The 20,134-nt window shown below is 68.5% G+C and carries 19 protein-coding genes and 1 pseudogene; 6 read left to right on the top strand and 14 right to left on the bottom strand.

From position 1 onward, the window contains the following. Positions 1–225: 225 nt before the first annotated feature. A complete protein-coding gene (locus ACFOWB_RS09275; protein WP_378146874.1) occupies positions 226–1,407 on the top strand; it encodes a glycosyltransferase family 87 protein in 1,182 nt (393 codons plus the stop codon). Positions 1,408–1,588: 181 nt separating this feature from the next. Here the strand turns inward: ACFOWB_RS09275 and ACFOWB_RS09270 are convergent, their stop codons facing one another. From ACFOWB_RS09270 to ACFOWB_RS09260, 3 genes are all read right to left on the bottom strand, one after another. Beyond that, positions 1,589–1,987 (bottom strand): helix-turn-helix domain-containing protein, encoded by a 399-nt coding sequence (locus ACFOWB_RS09270; RefSeq protein ID WP_261403642.1) that lies wholly within the window; start codon positions 1,985–1,987, stop codon positions 1,589–1,591. Further along, positions 1,984–2,628: an alpha/beta hydrolase gene (locus tag ACFOWB_RS09265; RefSeq protein ID WP_261403643.1), complete on the bottom strand. Its 645-nt coding sequence runs from the start codon at positions 2,626–2,628 to the stop codon at positions 1,984–1,986. Before ACFOWB_RS09265 ends, ACFOWB_RS09270 begins: the two co-directional genes overlap by 4 nt. A gap of 71 nt (positions 2,629–2,699) precedes the next feature. Next, positions 2,700–3,632, bottom strand: coding sequence for a ring-cleaving dioxygenase (locus ACFOWB_RS09260; RefSeq protein ID WP_261403644.1), 933 nt, complete (start codon positions 3,630–3,632; stop codon positions 2,700–2,702). 122 nt (positions 3,633–3,754) lie between these two features. On the opposite strand from ACFOWB_RS09260, the gene ACFOWB_RS09255 reads away from it, so the two are divergent. Further along, positions 3,755–4,693, top strand: coding sequence for a LysR family transcriptional regulator (locus ACFOWB_RS09255; protein WP_261403645.1), 939 nt, complete (start codon positions 3,755–3,757; stop codon positions 4,691–4,693). A gap of 19 nt (positions 4,694–4,712) precedes the next feature. On the opposite strand, the gene ACFOWB_RS09250 is transcribed toward ACFOWB_RS09255, so the two are convergent. From ACFOWB_RS09250 to ACFOWB_RS09215, 8 genes are all read right to left on the bottom strand, one after another. Then, the gene (locus tag ACFOWB_RS09250; RefSeq protein ID WP_261403646.1) at positions 4,713–5,147 is read right to left on the bottom strand and encodes a GlcG/HbpS family heme-binding protein; all 435 of its coding nucleotides are present in this window, start codon (positions 5,145–5,147) and stop codon (positions 4,713–4,715) included. 16 nt (positions 5,148–5,163) lie between these two features. Beyond that, positions 5,164–6,549, bottom strand: coding sequence for an alginate export family protein (locus tag ACFOWB_RS09245; protein WP_378146870.1), 1,386 nt, complete (start codon positions 6,547–6,549; stop codon positions 5,164–5,166). Between the two features lie 8 nt (positions 6,550–6,557). Beyond that, complete coding sequence (locus ACFOWB_RS09240; RefSeq protein ID WP_378146868.1) at positions 6,558–8,159, bottom strand: MFS transporter; 1,602 nt, start codon at positions 8,157–8,159, stop codon at positions 6,558–6,560. A 208-nt stretch (positions 8,160–8,367) separates the two neighbouring features. Next, positions 8,368–9,204, bottom strand: coding sequence for an alpha/beta fold hydrolase (locus ACFOWB_RS09235; RefSeq protein ID WP_261403647.1), 837 nt, complete (start codon positions 9,202–9,204; stop codon positions 8,368–8,370). Positions 9,205–9,229: 25 nt separating this feature from the next. Next, the gene (locus ACFOWB_RS09230; protein WP_261405885.1) at positions 9,230–11,113 is read right to left on the bottom strand and encodes an amidohydrolase; all 1,884 of its coding nucleotides are present in this window, start codon (positions 11,111–11,113) and stop codon (positions 9,230–9,232) included. Between the two features lie 98 nt (positions 11,114–11,211). Next, entirely contained in the window at positions 11,212–11,490 is a 279-nt protein-coding gene (locus tag ACFOWB_RS09225; protein ID WP_315855123.1) for a XapX domain-containing protein, read from the bottom strand. 22 nt (positions 11,491–11,512) lie between these two features. After that, the gene (locus tag ACFOWB_RS09220) at positions 11,513–12,166 is read right to left on the bottom strand and encodes a hydrolase (RefSeq protein WP_378146915.1); all 654 of its coding nucleotides are present in this window, start codon (positions 12,164–12,166) and stop codon (positions 11,513–11,515) included. Positions 12,167–12,439: 273 nt separating this feature from the next. After that, positions 12,440–13,366: a LysR substrate-binding domain-containing protein gene (locus ACFOWB_RS09215; protein WP_261403648.1), complete on the bottom strand. Its 927-nt coding sequence runs from the start codon at positions 13,364–13,366 to the stop codon at positions 12,440–12,442. A 270-nt stretch (positions 13,367–13,636) separates the two neighbouring features. Between ACFOWB_RS09215 and ACFOWB_RS09210 the strand changes: the two genes are divergently transcribed. The 4 genes and pseudogenes from ACFOWB_RS09210 to ACFOWB_RS09195 all read left to right on the top strand — a co-directional run bounded on the left by ACFOWB_RS09210 (position 13,637) and on the right by ACFOWB_RS09195 (position 16,454). Continuing rightward, on the top strand, positions 13,637–14,140 hold the full coding sequence (locus ACFOWB_RS09210; protein WP_261403649.1) for a nuclear transport factor 2 family protein: 504 nt from the start codon (positions 13,637–13,639) through the stop codon (positions 14,138–14,140). 98 nt (positions 14,141–14,238) lie between these two features. Beyond that, positions 14,239–14,443, top strand: a pseudogene (locus ACFOWB_RS09205) (ion transporter); the annotation flags it as partial. A gap of 83 nt (positions 14,444–14,526) precedes the next feature. Beyond that, positions 14,527–15,732 carry a Na+/H+ antiporter NhaA gene (gene nhaA / locus ACFOWB_RS09200; protein WP_378146865.1) on the top strand — a complete coding sequence of 402 codons (1,206 nt, stop codon included), beginning with the start codon at positions 14,527–14,529 and terminating at the stop codon, positions 15,730–15,732. A 458-nt stretch (positions 15,733–16,190) separates the two neighbouring features. Continuing rightward, the gene (locus ACFOWB_RS09195; protein ID WP_261403650.1) at positions 16,191–16,454 is read left to right on the top strand and encodes a hypothetical protein; all 264 of its coding nucleotides are present in this window, start codon (positions 16,191–16,193) and stop codon (positions 16,452–16,454) included. Positions 16,455–16,469: 15 nt separating this feature from the next. Here the strand turns inward: ACFOWB_RS09195 and ACFOWB_RS09190 are convergent, their stop codons facing one another. From ACFOWB_RS09190 to chlG, 3 genes are all read right to left on the bottom strand, one after another. After that, entirely contained in the window at positions 16,470–17,678 is a 1,209-nt protein-coding gene (locus ACFOWB_RS09190) for a geranylgeranyl diphosphate reductase (RefSeq protein ID WP_261403651.1), read from the bottom strand. A gap of 133 nt (positions 17,679–17,811) precedes the next feature. After that, entirely contained in the window at positions 17,812–19,155 is a 1,344-nt protein-coding gene (locus ACFOWB_RS09185) for a BCD family MFS transporter (RefSeq protein ID WP_261403652.1), read from the bottom strand. A gap of 64 nt (positions 19,156–19,219) precedes the next feature. Beyond that, a complete protein-coding gene (chlG, locus tag ACFOWB_RS09180; protein ID WP_261403653.1) occupies positions 19,220–20,098 on the bottom strand; it encodes a chlorophyll synthase ChlG in 879 nt (292 codons plus the stop codon). Between the last annotated feature and the right edge of the window lie 36 nt (positions 20,099–20,134).

Genomic DNA, 20,134 nt, shown 5'->3' with positions numbered 1-20,134 from the left:
ACCAATCGTTCCGATGTTGCAGTGCGGCTTCGTCCGCGAAAACTTTTCCTTGGCCATCGACTGAGTTCCTGCGTCGCGATCTCTGTTCGGCTTTAAAGCGCCGCTCCTCTAGGCGGGTTCTGGCCGGGAGACAAGCCCGAAAGCGCCGCGGCCTGTTTCGGGAACCTCTCCTTAAGCGAAAAGACGCCACCATCGCGGACCCGGAACGCCCTCTGTCGCCGCCTCATGACCGCCACTTCCGCGCCCGCCCCGGACGACCGCGCGCTCGCGATCCGAGCCGCGTTCGCCTTTTTCGCGCTCTATGCGGTTTTCTTTTCGACAGGGCCGCTCTTCGGACAATGGCTGCTCGACGCGGAAGGACGGCCGCTGCAGGCCGACTTCGTAAACGTCTGGGCCGCCGGACGGATGGCGATCGAGGGCCGGGCCGCGGACGTCTACGACTGGGCGGCGCACCGCGCCTATGAGGTTCTCGCCGTCGGCCACGACTTCGAGGGCTATTTCGGCTGGCACTACCCTCCGATGTTCCTGCTGGTGGCCGCGCCGCTGTCGCTGCTGCCCTACGTCGCCTCGCAGCTCGTCTGGACGGCCGTGACGCTGCCGATCTACGCGGCCGCGATCCGCCTGATCTGCAGGCGCTGGGACGCCGTGCTGATCGCCCTCGCCTTCCCCGCCGTCGCGATGAACGTCGCCTTCGGCCAGAACGGATTTTTGACCGCAGGGCTTCTGGGCGCAGGCCTGGCGCTGCTCGACCGGCGGCCGGTCGCCGCAGGGATCCTGATCGGGCTTCTCACCTACAAGCCGCAGTTCGGAGCGCTGATCCCGATCGCGCTGCTCGCCTGTGGACACTGGCGCGCCATCGCCTCCGCCGCCGCCACCGCGCTCGCCGCGGCGGGCGCCGCGACGCTCGCGTTCGGGGCCGAGGTCTGGCCGGCCTTCCTCGCCTCGACAAAGCTCACCAACCACGCCGTTCTGGAGATGGGCTGGGCGAACTTCGCCGAGCTCGTCAGCCCGTTCGGCGTCTCCCGCTGGCTCGGCCTCGGCTATTGGTCAGCCTGGATGGTGCAAGGCGCCGTCATGGCGACACTCGCGGCGCTCGTCTGGTCGGCCTGGCGGCGGCCGGGCGCCGACGGCCCCAAGCGCGCCTTGCTCGCGGCGGGCTGCGTGGCGGCCTCGCCCTACGCCTATGTCTACGACCTGACGACGCTCGGCGTCGCGCTGGCGTTTCTCCTGAAGGACGGCTGCGCCCCCGCCGAGCGGCGCGCGGTCGCGCTCGTGTGCCTGCTGATCATCGCGGAGCCGCTTTCGGGAACGCCCCTCAGCGTCCTCGCCGCGCCGATCGTCGCCGCGCTGGCGATCAGGAGGATCTGGCCGGGCCTGGCGCGCTGGCACGCGGTGGCGGCGGCCTGAACGGCCAGTCGCCGCAATCAGATCTGTCACGCGCCCACTCCGAGCGGTCGCCCCTCGGGAGCGAGACCGGAGTCAGCCTCCCCCCTCTCCCGCGACGCCGGCTGCGACGTTTCGCTCGACATCCGCCGCCGCGATACGGGCGGCCAGCCCTTCTTCGCGCGGCGCGGTCGAACGCGCCGCTTTACGAGGCGACGACCGGGACCGGCGGTCGGGTTCTCAGCGTTCTCCTGAGAGCCGCAGGGCTCACGCCGACTTCGGCGGAGAAGACCCGAGTCAGATGGCTCTGGTCCGAGAAGCCGCACTGGGCCGCAATGTCGGCGATGGTCGCGTCCGAGTTCAGGAGCGCGGCCTGGGCCGCCTTGATGCGAAGCAGGCGCGACCAGCGATACGGAGTTTCGCCGACCGACATGCGAAACGCTCGGATGAAGTGCCCCCGGGAGAGGCCGCACAGCGTCGCGACCTCCGCGACGGAGCGTTTGGGCGCTCCGCTGACGCCCAGCTCTTGGAAGGCGATCCGGCGTTGCTCGGGGGTGAGCCCGCCGCGACGCCGGAAGTCGCACGAGGTCGGCCGCCGCGTCATGACGCGACGGCTTCGGCGGAACGCGTGGCCAAGCGTTCGTACCAGTCGGCCGCCAGTTCGACGTCGACCTTTGTGAGGCCGTGTCCGGTCGGCAGGATGCGGTGCTCGACCTGGCCGCCGGCCTCGCCAAGCACCTTCGCGAGCTGCGAGGCGTTCGTCGCGGGGACGATCGGGTCCCGATCGCCGGAGACCAGCAAGGCCGGCGTCGGGACGCTTCCCCCAACGGGGCCGTCGAGCGGGACCATGCCTCGAAGCAGGATCGCGCCGGAGAGCGCGCCGGGATGCAGCAGGCGGACGGCGGCCGCGATGTTCGCGCCGTTGGAGAAGCCGAGCGCGACCGGAGCGCCGATTCCATAGGAGGCCCTCGCCTCCCCGACGAAGCGGGCGAGGTCGCCCGCCCGGCGGCGGACGTCGTCCTCGTCGAACACGCCCTCGGCGAGCCGCCGGAAGAAGCGCGGCATGCCGTTTTCGAGAACCTGGCCGCGAGGAGACAACAGCGCCGCGCCGGGCGCGACCGCGGCCCCGAGGCCGATCAGGTCGGTCTCGTCGCCGCCCGTGCCGTGAAGGAGAAGCACGGGGGGCAGGCCCGCGACGGTCGCAGGGCGAAACACATGGACGAACGAAAGCTCACGCGCGCTCATGGCGACGCTCCATCGTGTCTTGAGTGAGAGGAAGGAAGGCTCCGCGCCCCAGATGAGCGCGGAGCTTCAAGTCAGGCGAGTTCGGGCAGCCGCTCTTCGATCCGCGGGCGCAGGGCCTCGAGGAACGGGGGCAGCTTCAGAGCCTCGCCCAGATGCTCCGCGGGCTCGTCGAAGGCGAAGCCGGGCTCGTCGGTGGCGATCTCGAACAGCACCCCGCCGGGCTCGCGGAAGTAGACGGACCGGAAGTAGTTGCGGTCCTTCTGCTCCGTGACGGCGAGGCCATGCTCGCTGACGAGCTTGCGCGCCATCGCGGCTTGCGCGGCGTCGTCGGCCGCGCGGAAAGCGATGTGGTGCACGCTGCCGCCGCCGGGACGACCGCCGAGGAAGCCGCCGACCTCGCGGAGGTCGACGAAGCGGCCGTACCCCTCGCCGCCAGCGTCGTAGCGGACGACGTTGTCCTCGCGCGCCACCTCGCGGTGACCAAACACGTTGGTCAGAACCGCGGCGGTCGCCTCCGCCTTGTCGAGCAGGAGCGTGACGCCGTGGAAGCCGCGGATAGCGTGCTCGGCCGGGACCGAGCCGCCCTCCCAGGCCTCTTCAGCCTCGACGCCGTCCACGCCGACGAGCGCGAGCGAGAGCCCGTCCGGATCCTTGAACGCCAGCACCGTCTCGCCGAAGCGGATGACCGGGTTGTCGTGGGGGACCGCGGCTTCGACGAAGCGCTGCGTCCACCAGCCGATCGAGCCGCGGGGCACGCGGAACGAGGTCTGCGAGGTCTCGCCGACGCCGATCCGGCCGGGGGCGACATGGTCCCACGGGAAGAAGGTCAGCACGGATCCCGGGCGGCCCGCGGCGTCGCCGTAGTAGAGATGGTAGGTGCCGGGATCGTCGAAGTTCACGGTCTTCTTGACCAGGCGGAGCCCGAGAACCCCGGTGTAGAAGCCGACGTTCCGGCGGGCCGGTCCGCTGATCGCGGTGACGTGGTGAAGGGCTGCGCCGCTCATGGCGAGAACTCCGTTCGTTGGGGCGTCGCTCTGGGGACGCCGATTTCGCTTGAACGAAAGTACGCGCTGAGCTGAGATATTAAACGGAAACAATCGAAAATCACTGTTTCGGAAATTGACCAATGGCGACGCTTCCCGACTTCGAGGCCTGGGCGATCTTCGCCCGCGTCGCGGCCCGTGGTTCGTTCGGCCGGGCGGCCGAGGACCTCAACCTCTCCAAGGCCACGGTCTCTAAGGCCGTCGCCAGGCTGGAGGCGCGCATCGGGACGCCGCTGTTCCACCGCACCACGCGGCGGCTTTCGCTGACCGAGGCCGGGCGAGCCGCTGTGCCGAACGCCGAGCGAATCCTTGGCGCGGGCGAGGAGGCGGAGACGCAAGCGCTCGCCCAGTCCGCCTCGCCGCGGGGCGTCGTGCGGCTCGCGACCCCGATGTCGTTCGGCCTCGCCCATGTCGCGCCGCTGCTGCCGGAGTTCTTCGCCGCCTATCCGGACGTGGCCGTCGACATGGAGCTCAGCGACCACACCGTCGACCTCATCGATGGCGGCTTCGACCTTGCGCTGCGGATCGCGAGCTTGTCGGACTCGCGTCTCAAGGTGCGGAGGCTCTGTCGGGTGAAGCGCGTTCTGGTCGGAACGCCTGGCTACTTCGAGCGGGCCGGCCGACCGTCTCATCCGCGCGACCTCGCGGGCCACGCATGCCTCGGCTACTCCTACCTGGCCTCGCGCGACCGCTGGCGGTTCCTGCGCGAGGACGGCGAGGAGGCCACCGCCACGCCGTCCGGACCCATGCGCGCCAACAACGCCGACGCGCTGACGCCGAGCCTGATGGCGGGGCTCGGCCTCGCGGTGCAGCCCGAGTTTATCGTCTGGCAGGACATTGCGGCGGGGCGGCTGGAGGCGGTGATGTGCGACTGGAGCCCGCCGCCGATCGCGCTCAACGTGGTGACCCCGCCCGGGTCGCTGCGCCCGCCACGGGTGACGGCGCTGATCGAGTTCCTCGTGCGGCGGCTCGCGAAGGCGCCGTGGGCGACGCCGGAGCCGAGCGAGGCGGCTGCGAAATAGCCGCCTCGCTCGGCTTTGATCAGGTGCGCCAGGGATGGGCGGGCAGTTCCCACGTGCCGAGCGCCTGCGCGCCCGCGGTCGCGACGGCATGGTCGTTCTCGACCGAAGAGCCGCTGACCCCGATCGCCCCGATCATGACGCCGTCCTTGTCGACGATCGGCAGACCTCCGGGGAAGGTGATCAGACCCTGGTTGGAATGCTCGATGCCGTAGAGCGGCTTGCCCGGCTGCGAGAGCTTGCCGATCTCCCCGGTCGGCATGCCGAAGAAGACGGCGGTCTTGGCCTTCTTGATCGCGATGTCGATCGATCCGACCCAGGCGTCGTCCATGCGATGGAACGCCTTCAGGTCCGCGCCGGAATCGACGATCGCGATACACATGAAAGTGTCGATCTCGCGGGCCTTGCGGATGGCTTCTTCGATCGCCTTCGCCGCGTTTTCGATCGTGATGTGCATCGCTTTTTCCTTGGTTTCAGTAACGAAACTGAATCTCTCCGCCCACGAAGTGGACGGTCTTGCCGGACCCGGTCTCGCTCAGGAAGCGGCCGGGTTCGAAGAGGGCGTAAGACGTCTCGAGCGTGACGTTTGTCGTCGCCTCCCACCCGAGAACGACCTCGCCCTGCGTCCCCACATAGCGCGCGCGGCTGCCTGCGGAGGGTCGGATGAGGTTTCCGGGATTGCCGTAGACGCCGTCGTCGAGCGACTGCCGCCAGTAGAAGACGGCCGCGCCAGTCAGCGACCAACCAGACCCCAGCGACACCCCGATGACCGGATGCAGGTTCACGAGGTTGGCCGGGCCGATCAGTCCGATCTCGCCAAAGTATTTGCCCTTGGGGAACAGCGCGTTGAACGTGCCGAGGCGGCCGCCCGGCCCGCGGTCGCCGCTGATGACGTTGGCCTTGAGTTCGACGAACGGCCGAAGGGGGACCGCGGAAAAGGTGTAGCGCGTGTCTGTCGCCACCGACCAGGCCAGGATCCTCTCACCGCCGAAGGTCCCGAGCTGCAGCATCGCCTCGTGGTTCCAGCTCCAGTCGCCGAGCGCGCCGAAGAACCGCGTCCCCAGCGTATGGCGGCGCTCATCGGCGACGCCGCTGTCGAAGCGCGCATCGTCACGCTCATAGCCGATCCAGTAGAGGTCGAGGCCCGACTTGGGGCCGATCTCCGGCAAGGCGCGGGTCGCGTAGAGGCCGAAAGTCTTGCGGCTCCGGTCCGAGCGATCGTCGAAGTTCCCAAGCTCGTTGGCGACCGGACGGTAGGCGAAGGCGTCCACGGTCCAGTCGCCGACCGAGAGCCGCGCCCGCGCGCCGTCGAAGGAGAGCGGCACGTTCGGCCCGAAGCGCAGGCCGATGAGGCGCTCGGAACCATAGGCGACCATCTGCCGGCCTCCGCGGATGGAGAGTTCGCCGGAACCAAGCGGCGCGCTCGCTTCCGCAAAACCCTGCAGCAGTTCGACCCCCGTCTCGTCGACCGGCCCCTCGGTCAGCGCGCTGCGGTCCGCCCATGCGCCAAGCATCTGGCCGAAGACGCGCAGGGTCGGCCCGAGACGCAGGTCCGCATACGGCATAATCCGCGACCAGCCGTAGATCTCGTCAGGCTTGGCGCTGTCGAAATTGTCGGAGTAGCGCTCGAACCTGAAGCGCAGGTCCGTCCCGAGCGTCAGGCGGCTTTCGCCGGCGGCGTCCAGCGGCACGAACTTGAACCGCTCCCAAGCCGCCCCCGTGCGGTTGGCGGGATCGGCGAGCACGCTCCAGTCCTCGTCGGCGCGGTTGTTGGAGAAGGATGGCGGCTCCGCAGTCGCCGGGCTCATGGCCGCCACGGAGATCGAGGCCGCGGCGGCCGCTTGGATTGCGCGGAGCATCCGGCCCCTCAGTCGCGCGCGGCCGGTTTCAGGTCGAGCCCGAGCAGGTGGCGCACGACCGGAGCTTCGGGCCCGACATGGAAGCGGCGGGTCGCCTGCTGCAGGTCGGCGTCGGCGTGAGAGACGCGCTTGTGCTGACGCAGGTGCTCGGCCCAGCTCTCGACCATGAACCACTCGACGATCTTCTCGGGGTCCTCGGCGTCCTCGGTCACGCCGCAAGCGAAGGCGCCGTCGCGGCGCCGCTCGTCGGCGAGCCTGGCCATGGCCTCGAGAAACCCGACCCGGTCGTCCCGGCGCACGCGGTACTCGATCTGGATCATCACCGGCCCGCGGTCGTGCTCCACGGGCGCGGCGGTCAGGGGCTCCGGCCAGTGGTTCGAGGGCGTGAGGTCGGTCTCGCCCTTCGGCAGAGCCCGGCGGCGCAGCAGGAGCCCCGCGGCCGCGAGGCACGCGGCCGCGACGAGCAGCGTCGGCGCGACGCCGAGATGGTGGGCGACCAGCCCCCACAGGAGGCTGCCGCCCGTCATCGCGCCGTTGAAAACCGTAAGGTAGACGGCGAGCCCGCGGCCGCGCACCCAGTTGGGCAGGATCGCCTGCGCGGCGCCGTTCAGCGTCGTCAGCGCGACGATCCACGCGAGGCCGAGCAGCAGGAGGGCTGCGAGCGCGACCGGCTTGGGCGGCGCGAAGGACAGGCCGGCCATCACCACGGCGGCGACCAGCGCCGCGAACAGCAGCAGGCCGTCGGTTCCGAGCCGCGCGCGCAGCTTGGGCATCACGAGGGCCCCGAGGATCGCGCCGAGGCCGACCGCGCCGAGCAGCAGGCCGTAGAAGCTCGCGGTCCCGCCGAGCAGTCCGCGGGCGACCAGCGGCAGCAAGGCCCAGACCGCGCTCGCGCAGGCGAAGAACACACCGGCGTGGAACAGCACGCGGTGGAGCTCGCGGCTCGCCTTGGCGTAGCGCAGCCCGGCCCGGAAGGCGCCCGAGAAGCGCTCCGCGAGGACGTCGTCGGCCGCCTTCGGCCGCGGCCACCAGACGAGCGCCGCGATCACCAGCAGGTAGGACGCGACGTCGACGCCATATGTCGTGGCGGCGCCGGCGACGCCGAGCAGGATGCCGCCGGCCGCAGGCCCGATCGAGCGCGCGATGTTGATGCCGAGCGAGTTCAGCGCGACGGCGTCGCGAAGCTCTCCGCGCGGCACGAGCTCGGGCACGATGGACTGCCATGTCGGCCCCATCAGCGCCGCGCCGACGCCGCCGAGAAAGGTCAGCGCGACGAGCGAGGAGACAGTGAGCCCGCCTGAAGCCGCGAGGATGGCGAGGGTCAGGCTGGTGAGCCCGAGCAGCACCTGGATGGCGATGAGCAGTTTTCGGCGATCGAGGATGTCGGAGAGCACGCCTGCGGGGATGGCGAGCAGGAAAATCGGCAGCGTGGCCGCCGCCTGCACCAGCGCGACGGCCGCGGGCGAGGCGGCGAGGTCCGTGACGAGCCATGCGCTCGCGACGTCACGCATGAAGGAGCCGACATTGCCGACCACCGTCGCGCCCCAGAGGACGGCGAACAGAGGGCGGCGCAGCGGCGCGAAGGCGTTCTGGGCGGCGGGCGCGGTCATTCGGGTGCTTTCACGCGGTTTCGACGTCGAGCGCCGGAGCAGTCCCCCTCCCCCTTGTGGGGAGGGGTTAGGGGTGGGGGTGGCTCAGGATCGAGCGCGAAGGCCGACGCAGCTCTACGCCGATCCTGCCAGCCTCTTTCGGAACCACCCCCACCCGTACCCTCCCCGCAAGGGGGAGGGAGGCGGAGGCCTAGCGCCCCTCGAATCGTCACCCCTTCACGAACGCCAGCAGGTCGGCGTTGAGCACGTCGGCGTTGACCGTCAGCATGCCGTGGCCGAAGCCCGGATAGGTCTTGAGCTCGCCGTTCTTCAGCAGCGGGGCCGAGAGCTTCGCGCTGTCGTCGATCGGAACGATCTGGTCGTCCTCGCCGTGCAGCACCAGCGTCGGCACGGTGATGGCCTTGAGATCCCCGGTCTGGTCGGTCTCCGAGAAGGCCTTGATCCCGTCATAGTGGGCCTTGGCCCCGCCCATCATGCCCTGCCGCCACCAGTTGTTGATCACGCCCTGGTCGACCTTCGCGCCCGGCCGGTTGTAGCCGTAGAAAGGACCGCTCGGAACGTCGAGGAAGAACTGCGCGCGGTTGGCCGCGAGGCCTGAGCGGAAGCCGTCGAACACCTCGATGGGCAGGCCGCCGGGATTGCTCTCGGTCTTCAGCATCAGCGGCGGAACGGCGCTGACCAGCACCGCCTTGGCGACGCGGCCGTTCGGCTCGCCGTGCTTCGCGACATAGCGGGCGACCTCGCCGCCGCCGGTCGAGTGACCGATGTGGACCGCGTTCCGAAGGTCGAGATGGTCGGCCACCGCCGCGGCGTCGGCCGCGTAGTGGTCCATGTCGTGGCCCTCCGAGCCTTGCGCCGAGCGGCCGTGGCCGCGCCGGTCATGGGCGACGACGCGGTAGCCGTGCTGGAGGAAGAACAGCGCCTGCGCGTCCCAATCGTCCGACGAGAGCGGCCAGCCGTGGTGGAACACGATCGGCTGCGCGTCCTTGGGTCCGAGGTCCTTGTAGAAGATCTCGACGCCGTCCTGCGTGGTGACATAGGCCATGGATTTGTCCTTGGATCGGATGACGTCAGACGGCCCAACAGGCGCAGCCCAGCGCGCCCCAGAAGGCCTTGAGATCGGAGACGGGCAGTTTTCCGGAAGCCGCGCGGGCATGCTCGTGACCGTGCACGCCGCAGGCGTTGGCGCAGCCGCAGGCAACGGCCTGGAGCCGGAGCGCCGAGTCTTTCTTCGCTTCCGCCTTCCATGCCCCGTAGCCGCCATAGGCGCGCACCGGCGACCAGTCGGGCATCGCCGGCGGCACCTCGGTCTCGTCGAGTTTTTCGAAGTCTGCCTTGGCGAACACCACCTCGCCGCCGACGACCGTCAGGTCGGAAGTGATGGACGAGATCTCGTCGGGCGCGCAGGAGAAGAAGTCGCGGTCCGGCACAATGAAGTCGGCGAGCATCCCGGGCGCGATGCGGCCCTTGGCGCCCTCTTCGTTCGAGAACCACGTGACGTTCTCGGTCCACATCCTGAGCGCCGTCTCGCGGTCGAGGCGCGAGCGGGACGGATAGAGCTGAAGGCCGCCGACCGTGCGGCCGGTGACGAGCCACGAAAGCGAAACCCACGGATTGTAGGAGGCGACGCGGGTGGCGTCGGTGCCGGCCGAGACCTTCACGCCCTTGTCGAGCATCCGCGCAAAAGGCGGCGTCTCCTCGGCCGCGCCGGCGCCGTAGCGCTCGACGAAATACTCGCCCTGATAGGCCATGCGGTGCTGCACGGCGACGCCGCCGCCCAGCGCCGCGACCCGGTCGATCGAACGTTCCGAAATCGTCTCGGCGTGGTCGAAGAACCAGTTGAGACCCTTGAGCGGAATCTCGCGGTCGACCTTCTCGAACACGTCGAGCGCGCGCGAGATCGTCTCCTCATAGGTCGCGTGCATGCGCCAGGGCCAGCGGTTCTCTGCCAGCACTCGCACCACCCCCTCGAGGTCATCCTCCATCTCTGGCCCCATGTCGGGCCGAGGCTGACGAAAATCCTCGAAGTCGGCGGCGGAGAAGACCAGCATCTCGCCCGCGCCGTTGTGGCGGAAATAGTCGTCGCCCTGCTTGTACTTCGAGATCTTGGCCCAGTTGATGAAGTCGTCCTTTTCCTCTTTCGGTTTCTGCGTGAAGAGGTTGTAGGCCAACCGCACGGTAAGTTGGCCCTCGTCGGCGAGCTTCTGGATGACCGCATAGTCGTCCGGATAGTTCTGCGACCCGCCGCCGGCGTCGAGCGCGCTGGTGAGGCCGAGCCGATTCAGGTCGCGCATGAAGTGGCGCGTCGAATTCACCTGATAGTCGAAGGGCAGTTTCGGGCCCTTGGAGAGCGTCGCGTAGAGGATGGTGGCGTTGGGCTTGGCGATCAGCAGGCCCGTCGGCTCGCCCTTGGCGTCGCGGGTGATCTCGCCGCCGGGCGGGTTGGGCGTGTTCCGGTCGAAGCCCACCGCTCGCAGAGCCGCGCCGTTCAGCAGCGCGCTGTCATAGAGGTGGAGGATGAACACCGGGGTCTCGGGCGCGACCTGGTTGAGCTCCTCGATCGTCGGCAGGCGCTTCTCAGCGAACTGGTTCTCGGTGAAACCGCCCACGACCCGCACCCATTGCGGCGGCGGGGTGATGGCGACCTGCGCGCGCAGCATGTCCATCGCGTCCTTGAGCGACGGCACGCCGTCCCAGCGCAGCTCCATGTTGAAGTTCAGCCCGCCGCGGATGAGATGCAGATGGTTGTCGATGAGGCCCGGCAGCACGCGCCGGCCCTTGAGGTCGACGATCTTGGTCTCAGGCCCGCGATGCGCCATGACGTCGCTTTCGCGTCCGACCGCGAGGAAGCGCCCGTCCTTGACGGCGAAGGCCTCCGCTTCCGGCGCGCTGCGGTCGAGCGTGGTGACGCGGCCGTTGATGAGGATGAGGTCGGCGGTCGTCGCGTCGGTCATGTCCGTTCCTTCGGCGGGGGCTGCCCGCGATCGCGTGGCGAGGCCTGCGGCGAGCGCGGCCGCGGCCGCGCCGATGGTCGTGTCGCGGCGCGTCGGGCTCATGAGCCGGCTCCTTCGGTCGGGTCGGGTTTCGGTTGGGCGTGCCGTCCGGGCAGCGCGCCGAACAGGTGCGGCGCGCACTTCGCCTCGGCCCAGGCGACCGCAGGGCTCAGGCCCGCCATCAGCTTCTGGCCGACGGGCACGATCTGCTCGCCGACCAGGATGCCGAGCAGGCCGACCAGGGCCACCAGCGGCGGCGCGGGCGAGCGCACATGCAGCAGGCTGTAGACGACGCCGACCAGGAGGCCTGCGCCCGCCGAAAGCAGGTACATCTTCATGGGAGCTCGCCCGGCCGGACCGTCAGTGTCCGCCTTCGGAGGCGCCGAACATGGTCTTGGCGTAGACGATCCCGAGCCCGTAGGCGCCGCCGTACTTTTTCGCGACGCCGGTGGTGAAGTCGTAGGTCTCGGTGCGCGCCCAGTCGCGCTGGAGCTCGAGGATGTACTGGAGCGAGGTCATCGGACGCACGCCAGCCTGGATCATCCGGTCCATGGCGCGCTCGTGGGCCTCGTCGGAAACGTCGCCGCAGGCGTCGGCGATCACGTAGGTCTCGAAACCCTGGTCGATCGCGGAGAGCGTCGGGCCGACGATGCAGACGGAGGTCCAGAGGCCCGCGAACACGAGCCGCGTCTTGCCGATCCGGTTGACCTCGTCGATGACGGCGGCGTCCTCCCAGGTGTTCATCGAGGTGCGGTCGATGAGCTTCTGGCCCGGGAAAGCGTCGGTGATCTCGGAGAACATGGGACCCGAGAAGCTCTTCTCGGCGACCGTGGTCAGGATCGTGGGCACGCCGAAGCCCTTGGCCGCATGGCTGATGAGGGCGGCGTTGTTGCGCAGCGTCACGGCGTCGATCGACTTGGTCGCGAAGGACATCTGCGACTGGAAGTCGATGAGCACCAGCGCGTGGTCGGTCGGCGAGATCAGCTTTGAGCCGGGCGTCGGCGTGGCGGTGATGGTCATGTCGTTCCCCTGGATGGACGGCGAACGCCGCCGCTGCTTCGCGGGGAACGTGACGGGGACGATCAGCGCCGTCTTGAACGCTTGTCGCGCGTTTTGAACGTTTGAATCATCTCGACCAAGAATTGAGCGACGTCGCCAAGCCGACGGCTCCGATCGCCATCCGATCAGCGCACCAGCGGCGCGATCGTCGGGAACCACGTCCGCCTTCGGAATCTCTAAGTCGTTACGCAGAAAGGAGCCACGTTGAGGCCCGCTTAGACAAGCGGCTCACTCGATTGAAGGAACGAACCTGTCGGCCTGCGCGCGCTGGATCACGCATTCTTGAGCGAGGAAGTCCAAAAGCGCTCGAACCGATGGAAGCAATCCGCGGCGCGAGGGGAAAACAGCGTGGACGATCCCCGGTTTCGGTCTCCAATCCGGCAGTACATGCGCAAGTCGTCCGGCGCGAATATCATCCCAGACGAAGATAGTCGGCAGTTGTACGACGCCGGCGCCCGCCATCGCGGCGTTGCGAAGAACCGACATGTCGTCCGTGACGAGACGCGGCGCATGAGGAATGGTCGCCACCTCGCCATCGGCCCGGTGCAATTCCCAGGCATGCTCGTGATATGGCCGGGCTTGGTCGAGGCTCGGCAGGTTCTGCAAGTCGCTGGGCGAGATCGTTGCGTCGCTGACCAAGGTCCGCGCCGCCACCAGACACTGTCGGCTCTCATCGAGCCACCGCATCACCAGGTCCGTCGACTCCAGCGGCGGAAAGCGCACGCGGATCGCCAGATCCAGCCCTTCCGCGATGACGTCGACGCGGCGGTTCGTACTCTCCAACTGCACCTGGACGGCGGGGTTTCGCATCATGAAGCGCGCGATCAATTCGCCGAACTGGAACGAGAGGAGCCCTGTCGGGCAGCTCATTCGAACGACGCCCCGCGGCTCCGCCCGCACTTCGGCGACAATCTGCTTGGCCGCTTCTGCTTGGACCAGCATCGCAACGCAGCGCTCATGGAACTCGCGGCCGACCTCCGTCACCGAAAAGCGGCGCGACGACCGGTTGAGGAGGCGAACGCCGAGACGCTCCTCAAGCAAGAGAACGCGGCGACTGAGCTTCGATTTTTGAACGCCGAGCGCGCGACCCGCCGATGAAAAACCTCCGTGATCGACGACGGCGGCGAAATATTGAAAGTCGTTCAGATCAAGCATCGTCCTGGAAATAGGACGCTTCGTCACGACGGCCAATCTTTTCCGACGATCGTCGCATCGCCATGTTGTTCTGCGGACGCAAGGGCGTCATGCGGGCGGCCTCAAGGGGCCGCAGCGCTGGGCGGCGGCGACCAGAATGACGGCGAGGACGGCGATCCTCGCAGACGGATACGGCCGTCTCTAGCGCATCTGTTTTCTCAATCGGCCGTCGCATGCTGGCGACCGGCTTTTCGACGCTGCGAACTCTGTGAGCCGAAAGGACGATTTTCTATGACGATCTCCAATTTCGACGATCTGTCGGCGGCGTCTCTGGCTGTGGCGCTAGATTTTCTGTCGAACACCGCGCCCGATAAAGTCGAAGCTGCGGCCAGCCGGCTTGTCGCGCCGGACGCCGTCTATGTCTCGTTGAATTTCGACAATCCGGAGCTGAAGAAGATCGAGCCATGGACCGGCACCGCGACGGGTCCGTCGGCCTACAGCAGCACTTTCCTGCGGGTCGCCAATTACTGGCACGTCGAAGACTTCTCGATCACCGACAAGATCGCATCGGGCGAGGATGTCGCCATCTTCGGCAAGTTCACCTATCGCTCCGTCGAGGTCGGCCATGTCTTTACGTCTCCGTTCGCCATCCTGGCCAAGGTTCGAGACGGCAAACTGGTCTACTTCCAGTTCATGGAAGACACCTATGCGTCTGCAAGTTCTTTTCGTCAGAGCGGGTCTTGGACGGTAAAGACAACGAAAGATACGCCTGCGTTCGAGGTTGGCGGCTCGTAGCGCGACGCCATATCGCCCGCATCTCCTGCGGGGCGGGCCAGACTGCGAGCCCCGTCCGCCACGCAAGGTCATGGGCGTTCTTTGAACCGCCACGCTGGTTGCCGGGTCCCTGGGGACGGCTCACCTCCGTCATCTCCCTGGTCGTCGGCATCTCGCCGTTCGTGCGGCTCGCGCAGGCGATCTTCGCGGCCGCGGAAGGTTTCGTTCGCCTGCCCGGAATGCGCGCTGCTCCGCGATGAGCCCGCCGCCGTGTTCTGCAAGGCGTGCGGCCACGAGCTGAAGATATCGAACGCCCCAGACTGAACCACGTCGACGTGATCCCGGCGTGAATTGACGCCCGAGCCGCTAGCCTAGCTATTGGAACGATCCCAAGAGCCGGAGAGCCGATGACCCTTGCGCCGCCGCGCCGCCCCTTCTCCATGTTCCGTTCGTTTCTCGACAGCGAGGCGTCCGGGGGGCTGCTGCTCATGGCGGCCGCGGCCGCGGCGCTGATCGTCGCGAACTCTCCTCTCGGCGCCGGCTACGAAGCGGCGCTCAAGGCCTACGTCGGACCGTTGAGCGTCTCGCACTGGATCAATGACGGCCTGATGGCCGTGTTCTTCCTGCTCGTCGGGCTCGAGATCAAGCGCGAGGTTCTCGACGGCCAGCTCTCGACCTGGTCGCGCCGCGTCCTGCCCGGCGTCGCGGCGCTCGGCGGCATGGTCGCGCCGGCGCTGATTTATGCAGGCCTCAATTGGAACGACCCGGCGACGCTGCGCGGATGGGCGATTCCGGCCGCGACCGACATCGCCTTCGCGCTCGGCGTGCTGTCGCTGCTCGGCGACCGCGTGCCGACCTCTCTCAAGGTCTTTCTCACCGCGCTCGCCATCATCGACGACCTTGGCGCGGTCATCATCATCGCGCTGTTCTACACCGCCGACCTCTCGGGGCTTTATCTCGCCGGAGCCGGCGCGACGGTCGTTGCGCTGGTCGCCCTCAACCGCGCGGGCGTCACGTCCCTCACGCCCTATTTGCTGCTTGGCGCGGTCCTGTGGTTCCTGGTGCTGAAGTCGGGCGTTCACGCCACCCTCGCAGGCGTCGCGCTTGCGCTGACCATCCCGCTTCGGCCGACGCCGGGAAAGGTCGACGACGTCGATCATTCACCGCTTCATCGGCTCGAGCACGCGCTCCATCGCGTCGTGCCCTTCGTCATCATCCCGATCTTTGGCTTCGCCAATGCGGGCGTGTCCTTTTCAGGCATGACTGCGGAATCGCTGACCAACCACCTGACGCTCGGCGTCGCGCTCGGCCTTCTCCTCGGCAAGCTCGTCGGCGTCTTCGGAAGCGCCGCGCTCGTCATCCGGATGGGATGGGCGGACCTTCCGGCGCGCGCGAGCTGGCCTCAGCTTCTCGGCGTCTCGCTGCTCTGCGGCATCGGCTTCACAATGAGCCTGTTCATCGGGCTGCTGGCTTTCGCGGACGACCCGACGCTCCAGAACGAGGTGAAGGTCGGCATCCTGCTTGGCTCGCTGGCCGCAGGACTTGCTGGTTGGCTGGCGCTCAGGCTCGCCAGACCGGAGCCTGCGCGCGAAACTGCGGCGGCTCCGGTCTGAGGCCCACGCGCCGCGCGCCCGCCCGGCGTGGTGACGTCAACCCGTCCCGCTCCAGATCTCCTTCGATCTGACTTTCCAGCTCCGGCATAGAGCTCGCGACAACCCGCGGGTTCCTGCCCGCCTTGCGCCGGGCGAAGTGGTCCTTGGTGAGGCGCGCCACGAGTCCGGATATCAGGCAGATGGCGATCAGGTTCACGGTCGCCATCTGCCCCATGGAGGCGTGGCGGCGTTGAACACCGTCGCGACCGACTCTTAGGCTCTCCACACCACCATCGACTGAACGCCGGCGCGCAGGACCGCTTTGCCTGCTTTTGAGGCGACCAACACTATTCTTATCTCGGCGCTCGGGCTGACAAGCAGACGCGCGACGGAAGCTCTCCAAACCGCCATCGTGGGTTGTCGAGCATGATGTCGAGGTCGACGGTGTCCCCCCAGCGCATCAAGAATGAGGGAGATGGATGTCAACCTTTGTGACAAGCGGCCTCATCGCCGATTTGGCCTTGGCGGCGCTCGCTCTGGAAGCGGCGTTGATAGGCTGGCTGAGGCGAAGCCGCGGAGGCGAGGCCTTGATGGAATTTGGACCTTTTATTTTCGCAGGCGCCGCATTGATGATCGCGCTCCGGGCGGCGTTGGTCGGTTGGCCAGAAACCGTTATCCTAGCGGCGCTGACGGTCGCGGGCGTCGCGCAGTTCGTCGATCTCGTCCGGCGTTTGCAGAAATGAGCGGCCAAAACAAGCTCAAGCGCGCCTTCCGGGTGCGCGGCGCCACGGCGAGACAATTCCGAGAAGGTGCGCGAGATCCTTGAAGAATATCCGCAGATGCGCCAGCAAGTCTGAACGCACGAGGCCCTTATCGAGATAGGCGCGCCAAGTCAGACGGCTGATGTCGGGGTCGCCGCAGAGCGCCACGAACCGTTCCCGCCGCCGGTCGCTCGCGTACCAGAAGCGCTGCAGGATCCCGAGCGCGAAGAACACGCGGCCATGCTGTTTCAGGAAGCGTCTTCGCAAGCCCGACAGCCCCCGCGCGTCTCCGGTGGCGAGGAAGACGTCGACCTGCTCGGCGGCCATCCGCCCGCAGGTCATCGCGTACCAGATGCCCTCGCCCGACGCCGGCGCGACGACGCCCGCTGCGTCGCCGATGAGCACGACGTCGCGGCCATTGTCCCAGCGCTTGAGAGGCTTCAGCGGCAGCGGCGCGCCTTCGCGGCGAAGCGTGCGGCAGTGCTCCAACCCGATCTTGATCCGGAGCGCGGCGATGGATTCGCGAAGCGCAAAACCTTTCTGGGCGCTTCCCGTGCCGATGCTTGCCGTCCCGCCATGCGGGAAGATCCAGGAATAGAAATCGGGCGAGAAGCGGCCGTCATAATGGATGTCGCAGCGGCGGCCGTCGAAGACCTCGTCGGCGCGATCGGGGACCTCGACGATCTCGTGATAGGCGAAGACGAAGGGCGCCTTCTGGCCCGGGAGCGCCGCGCGCGCCACCTGGCTGTTGGCGCCGTCAGCCCCGATCACGCATCTCGCGCGCAGCCGCTGCGTCTCGTCGGAGCCCTTCGGCCGCCACAGCACAGCCGCCACGCCGTCCGGATCGCGCTCGAGGCCGATGAAGGTCCCGGTGAGCCTCGACGCGCCGGCGCGGGACGCACGGTCGCGCAGCCATTCGTCGAAAACCTCGCGATCCACCATGCCCACGAACCCGTCGTCGATCGGCATGTCGACGCCGCGACCCGAAGGCGCGATCACCCGGGCCGAGCGGGCGCGGGCCACCAGCAGGCTTTCGGGAATGTCGAAGTCGGTGAGCGTGCGCGGCGGGATCGCGCCGCCGCAGGGTTTTACCCGTCCCGCCCGGTCGAGGAGCGCGACATGGCGGCCAGCCCGCGCGAGATCGGCGGCGGCGGTCGACCCGGACGGGCCGCCTCCCACCACGACGACGTCGAAGGCCTCGGTCATCGGATCGCCTCCCGGTGAACTGCACAAGCGAACTGCGTGCTTCGAGACGCCTCGCGGATGCGAGGCTCCTCAGCATGAGGAAGGTTTGCGATCGGCATGACTTGAGCGTGATGAAACAGCCCGATTGGCATCCTCACCCTCCCTCATGCTGAGGAGGCCCGAAGGGCTGTCTCGAAGCACACAGTTCGCTCATCCCCGCGTTTGCCCCGCCGAGCCTCAGCGCGAACACCGCGCACGCGGCGAACAGCGCAGCCTCGCCGAGAAACACCAGCGCGTAAGACGCGGCCGTCGATCCGATAGCGAACCGCGCGACATCGGCGGCGAGCGCGCCCAGCAGACCACCAAACCCAAAGCCGACCGCTTGAGCGGCGCCCCAGAGGCCCATCCGCGCGCCGCGGGTCGCCGGGTCGCCGCGGCCGGCGAGACCCATCATCGAACCGATGGCCGCTGTCGCAAAGGCGCCGTTGCCGAGGCCGAGCGCGAAGGCCGCTGGGTGGATGGCGGCCTCCGATCCGCCGAGCCCCGCGGTCGCGATCGCCGCCAACGCAAGCGCGGATGCGAGGCAGCCGGCGATGATCCAGCGCTTCAGAAGGCCGGACGGCGTCTCGCCGAACGCGCCCGAAAGCATCGCGACGCCGATCATGCCTGCGAGCGTGCCGGCATTCTGCAGGCCCGACAGCCGCGTGGTCTCGCCCGCGCTCATGCCGAAGACGAGACCGGCGAAGGGCTCGAGGATCAGGTCCTGCATCGAATAGGCGAGCATTGAGGCGAGCACGAACCAGGTGAAGCGGCGCGCCTCGTCCTCGGCCCAGATCGTCTTCAGCGCCTCGCGGAACGGCGTCGCGGCGGCGCGCGTCGCGGCGCGTTCGGCCGCCGGCGAGCGCGCCGGCTCAAGCCGCCACACCGCCGCGACCGTCACAAGAAAGGCGAGGCCCGACACCGCGCAGGAGACTGCGACCAGCCGCTCCGGCGAGAACGGGTCGAGGAAGCGGCCTGCGCCCGCGCCGGTGATCACGAAGCCCGCGATCATCATGGTCCAGACGATGGTGGCGGCGGCGGCCCGGCGGCCCTTGCCGACATGGGTCGCGAGCAGGACCAGCAGGTTGGTCCCGCAAGCCCCGACGCCGATCCCGATGGCGAGGAAGGCGACGACGCCGAGCGCAAGGCCGGCGGAAAAATCCTCGGCCATCAGCGCGGTCGCGACCGCGGCCAGAACGCCGCCGAGCGCCAGCAGCGCCATGCCGCCGACGATCCACGGCGTGCGGCGCCCGCCTCGGTCCGATCCAAAGCCCCAGCGCGGACGGAGCATCTGCGAGGCATGGTGGAGCGCGACCAAAAGGCCCGGCACGAGAGCGGGCAGCGCGAGCTCCACTACCATCACGCGGTTCAGCGTCGAGGTGGTGAGCACGACCACGGCTCCGAGCGCAGTCTGCGCGAGGCCGAGCCGGACAATCTGAACCCAGCCGAAGCCGCTCATCCTCCGAGCTCCCTTTCTCCCCTCCCCGCAAGGGGGAGGGAGCGGAGACGCTGCGCCCGCACGCTCATGTTCCCGCGCCTCCGGCGAGCGCGAAGGCCGCGGCCAGCATGCCGAGCACGTAGAGCGTCGTTCCGGTCGCGTTGTACCAGGCGGCCTTTCCACGAGGATCCGTCAGGAACCGCGCCATCAGCGCGATCTGGGCGAGCAACAGCGCGCCGACGATCGCTGCATGGAGGGACGCTCCCCACCAGATGAGCGCCGCGATCACCCCGACCTGCGCCAGCGCCATCACCCAGCAGGCGAGGCGAGCGGCGCGTTCCGGGCCGAGTTGGACGGGCAGCGAACGGACGCCGAGCGCGCGGTCACCCTCGATCGCCTTGAAATCGTTGAGCGTCATGATGCCGTGCGCGCCGGCGCTGTAGAGCAGCGCGAGCGTCACGACCCGCATGTCGGGCGCGACGGCCGAGACGACGGCCGCGCCCGTGAACCAGGGCAGGCCCTCGTAGCAGAGCCCCACCGCGGCGTTGCCCCACCAGCCGTTCCGCTTCAGCCTCAACGGCGGCGCGCTGTAGGCCCAGGCGAGCGCGAGCCCGACCACCGCCGCGGCGAACACCGCCGGCCCAAGCGCCGCGCCAAGGGCCGCGGAGAGCGCGGTCCAAATCAGCGCGATCCAGAGGCCCCAGCGGCCGGGAATGCGTCCAGACGGGATTGGCCGGTTCGGCTCATTGATGGCGTCGACATGGCGGTCGAACCAGTCGTTGGCCGCCTGGCTCGTCGCGCAGACCAAAGGCCCTGCGAGCAGCACGCCCGCCACCACGAGCGGCCAGCGCTCGGCGAGCGGCGCGCCGGACGACACTAGCCCGCAGCCGAAGGCCCACATCGGCGCGAACCAAGTGATGGGCTTCAGCAGTTCCAGGACGGCGCTGGGCGCTGGCGCGGACATGGCCCAAGGCTAGGCGGGCCGCGACCTCATGTCCAA

The organism is Chenggangzhangella methanolivorans (genome assembly GCF_042648545.1).
Taxonomy (GTDB): domain Bacteria; phylum Pseudomonadota; class Alphaproteobacteria; order Rhizobiales; family Methylopilaceae; genus Methylopila; species Methylopila methanolivorans.
Note: the sequence above shows the minus strand (reverse complement) of the source record. Positions and strands in the feature narration are given on the sequence as shown.